General features: G+C 61.7%; 11 protein-coding genes. 8 read left to right on the top strand and 3 right to left on the bottom strand.

Annotated elements, in window-relative coordinates; genetic code table 11:
• Positions 1-2: 2 nt before the first annotated feature.
• The 4 genes from AC0V2Y_RS02525 to AC0V2Y_RS02540 all read left to right on the top strand — a co-directional run bounded on the left by AC0V2Y_RS02525 (position 3) and on the right by AC0V2Y_RS02540 (position 2,199).
• Entirely contained in the window at positions 3-920 is a 918-nt protein-coding gene (locus AC0V2Y_RS02525) for an SDR family oxidoreductase (protein WP_475417379.1), read from the top strand.
• 83 nt (positions 921-1,003) lie between these two features.
• A complete protein-coding gene (locus tag AC0V2Y_RS02530) occupies positions 1,004-1,264 on the top strand; it encodes a hypothetical protein (protein ID WP_475417378.1) in 261 nt (86 codons plus the stop codon).
• A gap of 183 nt (positions 1,265-1,447) precedes the next feature.
• The gene (locus tag AC0V2Y_RS02535) at positions 1,448-1,717 is read left to right on the top strand and encodes a hypothetical protein (protein ID WP_475417377.1); all 270 of its coding nucleotides are present in this window, start codon (positions 1,448-1,450) and stop codon (positions 1,715-1,717) included.
• 242 nt (positions 1,718-1,959) lie between these two features.
• Positions 1,960-2,199 (top strand): hypothetical protein, encoded by a 240-nt coding sequence (locus tag AC0V2Y_RS02540; protein WP_029496207.1) that lies wholly within the window; start codon positions 1,960-1,962, stop codon positions 2,197-2,199.
• An 87-nt stretch (positions 2,200-2,286) separates the two neighbouring features.
• Here AC0V2Y_RS02540 and AC0V2Y_RS02545 read toward each other — a convergent pair whose 3' ends face one another.
• From AC0V2Y_RS02545 to AC0V2Y_RS02555, 3 genes are all read right to left on the bottom strand, one after another.
• Positions 2,287-3,000 carry a glycine-rich domain-containing protein gene (locus AC0V2Y_RS02545; RefSeq protein ID WP_475417376.1) on the bottom strand — a complete coding sequence of 238 codons (714 nt, stop codon included), beginning with the start codon at positions 2,998-3,000 and terminating at the stop codon, positions 2,287-2,289.
• Between the two features lie 185 nt (positions 3,001-3,185).
• Positions 3,186-4,964 (bottom strand): CHASE domain-containing protein, encoded by a 1,779-nt coding sequence (locus tag AC0V2Y_RS02550; protein ID WP_475417375.1) that lies wholly within the window; start codon positions 4,962-4,964, stop codon positions 3,186-3,188.
• Positions 4,965-5,234: 270 nt separating this feature from the next.
• The gene (locus AC0V2Y_RS02555) at positions 5,235-7,001 is read right to left on the bottom strand and encodes a glutamine--tRNA ligase/YqeY domain fusion protein (RefSeq protein ID WP_475417374.1); all 1,767 of its coding nucleotides are present in this window, start codon (positions 6,999-7,001) and stop codon (positions 5,235-5,237) included.
• 162 nt (positions 7,002-7,163) lie between these two features.
• Between AC0V2Y_RS02555 and AC0V2Y_RS02560 the strand changes: the two genes are divergently transcribed.
• From AC0V2Y_RS02560 to AC0V2Y_RS02575, 4 genes are all read left to right on the top strand, one after another.
• Positions 7,164-7,457, top strand: coding sequence for a DnaJ domain-containing protein (locus AC0V2Y_RS02560; protein WP_010395442.1), 294 nt, complete (start codon positions 7,164-7,166; stop codon positions 7,455-7,457).
• Between the two features lie 208 nt (positions 7,458-7,665).
• Positions 7,666-8,178 (top strand): hypothetical protein, encoded by a 513-nt coding sequence (locus AC0V2Y_RS02565; protein WP_475417373.1) that lies wholly within the window; start codon positions 7,666-7,668, stop codon positions 8,176-8,178.
• The gene (locus AC0V2Y_RS02570) at positions 8,168-8,968 is read left to right on the top strand and encodes a hypothetical protein (protein WP_475417372.1); all 801 of its coding nucleotides are present in this window, start codon (positions 8,168-8,170) and stop codon (positions 8,966-8,968) included. The genes AC0V2Y_RS02565 and AC0V2Y_RS02570 overlap by 11 nt, the downstream gene beginning before the upstream one ends.
• Positions 8,969-8,987: 19 nt before the next feature.
• On the top strand, positions 8,988-9,860 hold the full coding sequence (locus AC0V2Y_RS02575; protein ID WP_475417371.1) for a hypothetical protein: 873 nt from the start codon (positions 8,988-8,990) through the stop codon (positions 9,858-9,860).
• Positions 9,861-9,960: the final 100 nt, after the last annotated feature.

Below are 9,960 nucleotides of genomic sequence, written 5' to 3' on the forward strand. Positions count from 1 at the left end.
AGATGAAAAATATGTTAATGCACTCTTTGCGCAAGCCCTCTGGCTTGCCGCGCCTGCTGATCCTGGGCTGCGGCGACGTCGGCATGCGCCTGCTGCCCCTGCTGCGCGCGCGTTTTCGCGTCTTTGCCGTTACCAGCCAGCCGGCGCGCTGCGCGCAGCTGCGGGCGGCCGGCGCCGTGCCCATCGTGGCCAACCTCGACGACCGCGCCAGCCTGAAACGGCTGGCGGGACTGGCGACGATGGTGGTGCACCTGGCGCCGCCCCTGTCGTCGGGCTTGCTGGACCGGCGCACGCGCAATCTGGCCGCCATTTTACCTGAGCATGCACGCATGGTGTATGTGAGCACCAGCGGCGTGTATGGCGATTGCGGCGGCGCCTGGGTCGATGAAACGCGGGCTGTGGCGCCGGCCAATGCGCGCGCGAAGCGGCGCGTGGACGCCGAGCAGGTCTTGCGGGGCTGGGGCGCGCGCCGTGGCGCCACCGTGGCCATCCTGCGGGTGCCCGGCATCTATGCGGAAGACCGCCTGCCCCTGAAACGTTTGCGCGAAGGCACGCCGGCCCTGGCCGCGGGCGACGACGTGTACACCAACCATATCCATGCCGATGACCTGGCGCGCATCATCGAACGGGCCTTGTGGCGGGGCAAGCCGGGACGCGTGTATCACGCCAGCGATGACAGCGAACTCAAAATGGCCGAGTATTTCGATGCCGTGGCCGACACCTTCGGCCTGCCGCGCCCGTCGCGCCTGCCCCGCGCCGAGCTGCGGCAAGCGGTCACGCCGATGCTGCTGTCGTTCATGTCCGAATCGCGCCGCCTGCACAATACGCGCATCAAGCGCGAGCTGGGTGTGCGTCTGCGCTACGCGCGCGTGGCCGATGCCTTGCAGGCGCTGGCAGCCGGCGGGGTCCGCATCGGGTAAAATGGCCTGTTATCTGCGCACTTTGCTGGGCCGGCGCGCAGCGCGCCGTTCCGGCGTTGCGCCATTCACTTAAGGATTACCGCATGAGCACCCTCACTTACGAAGCATACCTGGACGAGGTCACCACCGTCCTGACGGAACTGTACGACCTCGACGACGACGCCGCCATCAAGCTGGTCGTGGCGGCGCAGGACGCCGAATTTTTTGTTCCGCACGATGCGCATGAGGAAATGCGTACCCTGGAACAAGCCAAGAAAGATGCGGTCACCCTGTTCGAGCGCAAGCAGAACCGCCAGCAGACGCAGGAAAAGCAGCAACAGCGCGTACGCCAGCAAAAGAAATAAGGACGGCCGCCAGGCCGTGGGCAGCATGGGCTTCGGTGCAACACCGTGGCCTTGCCATTTGATGCGGCGCAAACGCGTCATGGCGCGCTGGCGATATGGTGAGCGATGTCGTCACGCGTTTCAGCTATTTGTGGCGGGCTCTACAATTAGCGCGACGCTGTTTTCCGCCAGCAGGAGCGAGCCATGCGAGCTACGAATCACCCCAGCAAGGAACAGGTGCGCGCCTATATGCGCCGCCGCGAACATGCGCGGCAGCCGCCGCCGCCGCCCGATGAAATTCGCCGGCAACTGGCCTGGTGCCGCGTGGATAGCGCGCCGGGCACTTGCCTGCTTGCCACCCCGGCCGGCGTGGCCGTGCAAGGCTGGCATTTATCTACGGAAATAGCCCGCCTGGGCGCGCTCATGGCGATTGCCTGGCTGATGCGCAGCGGCGTTCCTCATTGTAAAAATTGATGACTTGCAGCAAATTTTTCCGATTTGGGTTATCCTCTAGCACATTCCAAGTGCGTCAATTCTCTTCAATTATCACAATTTTGCTTTAAGTTACGCAAAAATCAACAATAGCGTGTATTATATTGTTTGCGGCGTAAAAGCCGCATAAGTGATGGCGCTTTTTAGTGTGTTTACCCTGAATTATTGCAAAAGAGGCATTCGGTTTCTTTTTGCACTAATACAACAAGTACGGATTTTTGATCATGTCTCTCAAACAAATTACCTCTTTGCCTACCTACAACCCGAATCGCGTCCTCGATGCGATCATCGACAAGCTGCAGCTGAAAAATGATGCCGCCTTGTCGCGAGCTCTGGAAGTGGCGCCACCTGTTATCAGCAAGATTCGTCACAACACCTTGCCGATCGGCGCCACGATCCTCATCCGCATGCATGAAATCAGCGATTTCAGCATCCGTGAACTGCGCGAGTTGATGGCTGCCTAAGAGCGCCTGACAGACGGCAAACTGAGAGGTGCCGTCTGGGTAAGTCAGGCTTGCCGCGTGCGGCAGCCACATCTGTTTTCCGCTTTTCTATTGCGGGTCGCGGTTCAGTACCGGACGATCGACATAGAAACGCCCCATCTCCAGGCCGGTCGTGGACGACTTGACCACCGCAGCGGCCAGTGTGGCAGGCGCGCTGGAAAATGCGGTGCTGGCAGCGCCCGTCGCGCGGCCCGAATATGCCGTCGCCTGCACGGCCGCACTGGAAAACGCCGTCTGCACGGCCCGGCCCGAGTAGGCGGTGGCCTGTACCGCGGCGCTGGAAAATGCTGTTTGTACCGCCCGTCCCGAATACGCCGCCTGTACCGCCCGTCCCGAATACGCCGCCTGTACGGCACGCCCCGAATACGCCGTTTCCGCGCGGATATAATCTTCCCCGAACGTTTGCTCATACAGCTGTTTCATGCGCTCGCCCACGCGATGGTGCGCCGCTTCGTCGTCTTCGCCGCGCAGGCCGATGTACGGGAAATGATGCAGGAAGTAGCCGAAGACCTGTTCGCAGTCGGCCGCATATTTCAGGGTGTCGAGGATGTGGTAGTGCCAGAAGGTATCGACGTCCATCAGCGGCGCCGTTTCTTCTTCCGGAAACTGTTTCATCAGGATCAGGAAGCGGCGGTATTCGAATTCCACCGCATTCGCCTTCTCCAGACTCCATCCTTCGCCTGACTCCCGGTGCATCAGCTTGACCTTGATCGCGTCCAAATTCAAATCGGCAATTGCCTTGAAACTGTCGTTCGTATCCATGAATGTCCTTTTGTAAAGAGCGTTGTGGGAAATACGGTAAAACAAGGGAAAGCGCTGGGTATATACTCCTGGCAAGTAGTCGATGAATGCCTGGCCCATGGTGGGCAGGGGTTTAGTTGTTCTACATCAATATTGCATCTAATTACGAAATATGCAAGCTGAGCTTGCTTCATGCGGTCCGCCTGTCAGGCGCTGGTCCGGCTGTCTTCCTGGTAGGGAAACGCGGTGGCGTCCGCGCCCAGCGGTACGCTGACGTGCACGCTCATGCCGGCGCCGGGGCTGCTTTCGATGTAGAAAGTGCCTCCCAGCAACTTGATACGTTCCTCGATCCCCACCAGGCCAAACGAGCCCAGCTTGTTGCGCCCGTCGATGGCCGCGCCCACGCCGTTGTCGCTGATGCTCATCGACACCGTATCGCGGCACTTTTCCAGCTTGACCTGCACGCGGCTGGCGTTGGCATGCTGGGAAATATTGCTCAGTGACTCTTGCAGGATGCGGAACAGTGCCGTCGCGCACTGGTCGCTCAGGCAAATGTCGTCATGGCTTTCGCTCACTTCGCAAGCGATGCCCGTGCGCTGGCGAAATTGCGCCACCTGCCATTCGACGGCCGCATTCACGCCCAGGTCCAGCACGGTAGGGCGCAGGTCGTTGATGATCTGCCGCACGCTCTTGATGGTGGCGTCGATCTGTTCCAGGGTTGAGCGGGCGCGGGCGTTCAGGCGCGGGTGGCGGCGCTGCGTGCGCGAGGCCAGCATGTCGGCATCGATGCGCAGCACCAGCAGGTTCTGTCCCAGGTCGTCGTGGATTTCGCGCGCGATGCGCTTGCGCTCTTCTTCCTTGATCTGGTCGGCATGGGCCGCCAGGCGGCGCAGTTTCTGGTGCGACAGCTGCAGGCGGATCTGGCTGGCGCGCAACTCCTCCGTCATGCCCGTCGCCATCTGGATGGCGCGCCGGCGCGACGACGCCAGCGTGTGGAACAGGATGTACAGCAGCATGGTGCTGGCAAAGCCGATCAGCAGGGCCAGCCACGGCAAAAAGGCGTCGAAGCGCGTATACAGGTCGCTCTTGCGCACGCTGAACAGCGCTTGCCACATGCGGCCATTATGTTCGATCAGGATCGTGCTGCTCAGATAGCGGCCCGAGTTGCCTGGCAGCCACCATGGCGCGTGCATGCCCGCCGTCGTGCTGTCGAAAATGGGGCGCATGTCGTGCGGCAGTTGCAGCGGCGCGCGCGCCTGCGGGCCGATATCGAACAAGGTCAGGCGCACGTTGCGTACCGGCATGTCGGCCAGCGCGCTGCGCATCATCGTCACCAGGTCGTAGCCGATGCCGACGGAACCCTGGTAAGCCGCGCGCCTTTGCTCCACCGTGTCGATCGGCATGCCGAAGCGGTACACGGGCAGGCGCATGGCCATGCCCGTCATCTGCGGCCGCCCTTCCATGGGCACGGGCACGCCGGAATTGCTGATCTGCCCGGAATCGCGCGACTGCGCCAGCGCTTCGGCGATCAGGGGGCGCTCGGCGATGTCATAACCATACTTTTCCGGGGCGCTGGCAACCGGCTCGATGTACACCAGCACGGAATACTGGGCGCGCGGGGCGGGCGGATGGATGGCGAACGCCGGATAGCCGTCGCGCCCGGGCGGGTAGTCGCGCCGCATGGCCGCTTCGAAGGCGCTGCGCTGCGACTCGTCGAGTTCCTGGCTGTAATTGAGGTTCATCACGCCCGGATAGTTGTGCTGTAAGGCGATGTTTTCCACGTAGCGGTGGAATTGGTCGCGGCTCACGTGTTCGTTGGCGCGGAACAGGCTGGCCGTGCCGCGCAGCAGGTTGGCATACGAGCGGACGCGCGATTCGATATTTTTCTGGGTATTGCGCGCCAGATTGTCGAACAGGTCGCTGGCATCGTTCTCGACCGACAGCGCGGCGGCCATGTAGAACAGCAGGCCCACCATCATCGACATCGCAAAGCCAAGCAGCCAGAGCGGCCTTTTTTCAGCAGATAAGGGGTGTTCGCCAGCAGTAGAAGACATCGCCATCCACATCAGGAATAGGAATCGGGTGCCGCCTCGGTGGCGGTGGCTAGACTGAGTTGTACAAGCACTATCGACATTGTAAATTGCTCAACAGGTGCATAATATACAAAACTATCGTGATTATAGTCAACAGGCAATATTTTTCTCTGAAACGAAAAAAAACCGCCGCAGCGGTTTTTTCGTGAGTGGTCCGGCGCCTTATTTGGCAGGCTGCCAGCTGTCTTTCAGGGTGACGATGCGGTTGAAGACGGGCTTGCCCGGCTGGCTGTCGACGCGGTCGGCCGCGAAGTAGCCGTGGCGCTCGAACTGGAAGCGCTGTTCCGGCTGGGCCAGTTCCGCGCCCGGTTCCAGCCACGCCTGCACCACTTCCTTGGCCAGCGGATTCAGGGCCAGCTTGAAGTCCTTGCCGCCCGCGTCCGGCTGCGGGTCCGTAAACAGGCGGTCGTACAGGCGTACTTCGGCGGCAATCGCCGTCGGCGCGCTGACCCAGTGCATATTGCCCTTGACCTTGTAGTTGGCGCTGCCTTCCGTGCCCGACTTGCTGTCCGGGAAATAGTTGCAATGCACGGCGATGACCTTGCCGTCCGCATCCTTGTCAAAGCCCGTGCACTCGATCACGTAGCCGTAGCGCAGGCGAACCTTGCTGCCCGGCTTGTCGTCGATCGGCGGATACAGGCGGAAATAGCCCTTGTTCGGCACTTCCATGAAGTCGTCTTCCTCGATCCACAGCTCGCGCGAGATGGGGAAGGTGCGCAAGCCGCGCTCGGGGAAGTGCGGATGCACGGGTGCCGTGCATTCCACGCTCTCGCCTTCGGGGAAGTTGTCGATGATCAATTTCAACGGGCGCAGCACGGCCACCGTGCGCGGCGCCTTCGGGTCCAGGTCTTCGCGCAAACAGCCTTCGAGCACGCTGTAGTCGATCCAGCCGTCGGATTTCGTCACGCCCGTGCGTTCGCACATCAATTGGATCGCTTCCGGCGTGTAGCCGCGGCGGCGCATGCCCACCAGGGTCGGCATGCGGGGGTCGTCCCAGCCGTCGACGATTTTTTCTTCCACCAGCTGGCGCAGCTTGCGCTTGCTGGTGACGATGTAGGTCAGGTTCAGGCGCGAGAATTCGAACTGGTGCGGCACCGGTTGCTGGAAGAAGCCGCCGGCGGCCAGGGTTTCCAGCAGCCAGTCGTAGAACGGCCGGTGATCCTGGAATTCCAGCGTGCAGATCGAATGCGTGATGTTTTCCAGCGCGTCCGAGATCGGGTGCGTGTAGTCGTACATCGGATAGATGCACCAGGCGTCGCCCGTGCGGTGGTGGTGCGCGTGGCGGATGCGGTAGATGGCCGGGTCGCGCAAGTTCATGTTCGGCGAACTCATGGCGTCTTCGCTCATCTTCGCGCGCAGGATGTGTTCGCCATCCTTGAACTGGCCCGCCTTCATGGCGCGGAACAGGGCCAGCGATTCCTCGCGCGGACGGTCGCGGAACGGCGAATTCTTGCCGGCCTGGCCGAAATTGCCCCGGTTGGCGGCCATGTCTTCGGCGCTCTGGCTGTCCACGTAGGCAAAGCCGGCCGTGATCAGGTATTCGGCCATCGCGTACAGCTGGTCGAAATAGTCGCTGGCGTAGTGAAGGTGGCTCTGGCCATCGGCATGTTTCGGTTCCCAGTCAAAGCCCAGCCATTTCACGCTGTCCATGATGGTGTCGACGTATTCCTGCTCTTCCTTGGCCGGATTGGTGTCGTCGAAGCGCAGGTTGCACTGGCCGGCGTAATCGCGCGCCAGGCCGAAGTTGACGCAGATCGACTTGGCGTGGCCCACGTGCAGATAGCCGTTCGGCTCCGGCGGGAAACGCGTGATCACCTGGGGCAGGCCGGGACGCACGTGGGCGCCGGCAGCCAGGTCGGCTTCGATGATGTTACGCAAGAAATTGGGCGCCAGCGCTGGCGCGGCGGTATTCGGTTTATCGTTGCTCATTGATCAATGCGGAAGAGTGACAGTAAAAAGCATTTTACCGTACCGCAAGCGCTTTATAAGCACGTATTTGGCCCCATTTCCCAGCATGCAAGCGACGCGGGCGCCGTTCTATAGGATAATTCGCCTTTAATTAGCAAACAAAACGTGACCCCGGAGCCATTTATGGAAAATTTGTATAACGTCCTCGGTGTCGCGCCCAATGCCAGCGACGATGAAATCAAGAAAGTTTACCGTTCGCTGGCCATGCGCTTCCACCCCGACCGCAACCAGGCCCCCGGCGCCGAGGCGCGCTTCAAGAGCGTCACCAAGGCGTATGAAATCCTGGCCGACCCGGCCAAGCGCGCCGAATACGACCAGAGCGTGAACCACCGCATCATCATCGATCCGGAAGCGGAAGCCTATGCCCTGTGGTGCGGCGTGTTCCGCCTTCACGGCACGGTCCTTCCTGCGGACTGAGGGCGTCTCACATAACCTACTGCGCGTCGTGATTTGCGGCCTGCGATGCTCACCGTACTAAAGTACGGTTGCGCTTCTTAGCCACAACTCACTGCCGCTCGCTACGGTTCTGTGAGACGCGGTACAGTTGGGATGATTTAAAAAACAACAAACAATGGTGCTTTTGCCTTTATGTAAAAGTACCAAGCATCACATTGGAAAGCACAGCATGAGAAGAGTACACCCTGAATTCGCGTACCAGTCGCGCGAGCTGGACGGCCAGATCGAAGGCATCCTCGGCGACCCGCCGAACCGCAAGAACTACAAGAGCATGGTCGACGCGCTGGTCGGCGAGTATGCCAGCGGCGGCGGCATCGAAGACGTGAATATGCTGGCCTTCGCGCTGGTCGACCACATCACCTTCAGCGACCCGAAAGGCTTGCTGGCCGAAAGTGAAGACTACGAGTTCGGCGACCCGGCCCGCGTGTTTTCCATGGCTGCCTGCGCCGCGCCGGAAGCGGCGAAGATGTACGCCGCCATCGAAGAGAGCTTCCCCGACCTGGCGCGCCAGGCCATCATCACGGCCTTCCTGCACAAGAATCCGCGCCTGTGGGACGACGACGACCAGTCGCTCGACCAGCTGGCCGCCAATGACGACGGCGACGACGAGATTGATGAAGACGAAGCCACCGACGATTTCGCCCAGATGTTTGACCAGGATGGAGATGACCATGGCCGATAACAAGGATCAAAATGCGGATCAAAAAAGCAATCTGCCCGCGCTGACGAAACAGGTCACGGAATTGGTGCTGTCCGGTTCGCTGGGCCACGCCGAGCAGGCGTTTGCCGATGCGGCCGACCAGTACGGTGATCTTGCCGTGGTGGAAGTGCTGAGCGCCATCCCGCCGCAAGTGACGGCCCTGCACCTGGCCGGCTTCGACGGCGGCAAGATGTCGCTGGCGACCCTGCTGGTGCCGCCCAAGGCCTGGGCCGACAGCCTGGCCTTCATCGCCGCCACCTGGAGCGACGACCAGATCGAGGACGATCCGGAGCGCATCGCCGAGTCGCTGTTCGCGCATATCCACGGCGTGGTGTTTTCCACCGACGACGCAGAGCGCCGCCGCGAGCTGCTGCTGGAAGCATCCGCCACCGACTGGGGCGCCACGGCGTTCGCCATTTTGTTCTCGATGGCGCCGAAGGAAATCCTCGAAGTGGCGGGCGAGATCGTCATCAAGGGACCGTACGTGACGGGCGTGACCTCGTCCGACAACGACGTCGTGCCGCTGGCCATTGAGCTGGCGCAAGCGAATGAAGACGGCTGGGACCGCTCGCTGTTCGAGCTGTTCCCCGACTTCCGCCACAGCGCCGACCTGGCCGACGCGGAATACTCGGACGACCCGGACGAAGAACCGACCATGTTGCAGCGCAGTACCAAGGAATTGCTGTACCGCCTGCGCAAGCAAGTGCCGAGCACGCGCAGCGCGCCGCGTTCCAGCACGCGCCGCAGCCTGGGCACGGGCATCTTCTCGTAATGAAAGCAGGGAATCACTAATGCTGCCAGCAATTGTTGTAGAGAATCTTCCGCGCCTGGTGCGCGCCATCAAGCTGTTGCCGGGTGACCCGCGCGAGGATGCGGCGCTGAACCTGGCCGACGAATTGACGGGCATCACGGCCATGGTGGCCGAGAAGTTCACGAATGAACGCACGGCCGACGGCATCCAGAAGGCGCTGTACCTGACGGTGGGCGGCGTGTCCTTGGGCCTGGAGCAGGCCGTCACGCATGAGGGCGATCAGGCCGCGCTCGACTTCCTCGTCGAGCACGGCGCCGAGCACGCGTTCCAGGTGGGTTTTCGCCTGATCAAGGACCTGTCGCAGCTGCCGGAAGACGCCCTCGTCGGCGAATACGACCAGGACCCCGTCTACCTTGCACGCCGTTTGCGCGAGCTGTTCATCGATATTTGCCAGGCCGACCCGAACCAGAACTGGGCCGGCTATGAAAAGTATGCGTTGCAGTTGCAACAGCGCAAGGAAGTGCAAGCCGTCGTGCGCCTGGCCGGCTGGCTGCGCCGCCACCACGACAACGGCCCCGTCAGCGACAGCGACTTGAATGCCGAGGGCGTCATCGCGCTGGCCATCATTTTCGCCATCGAAGGCGGCGGGCGCATCATCGCGCGCACGGGTCAAAAGGAGTTCGAGCGTTTCGTGCGTTCCGTGCGCAAGAACAAGCCGGACTTCGAGGAAGGCTGGGCCGCCCTGGTGGCCAAGGTGCCCGTGCAGCATCACCCCGTGCTGCTCGACCGCATCGCCGCCTACCGCCGCAGCTGCACCGTGGTGCAGAAAATCCTCACGCGGGCCAGCATGAAGAGCCTGTTCGAGGACCTGGAGAATTACGCGGGTTCCGAGCTGGACGCGGATTATTCGTGACCGCTGGTGTCGGATTACGCCCTCCGGGCCTCGGCGGCCCCGCTAATCCGACCTACGACCTACGATGGCGTGTTCCGTAGGTCGGCTTAGCTGCGGCCCA

Source organism: Janthinobacterium sp. BHSEK (genome assembly GCF_056174685.1).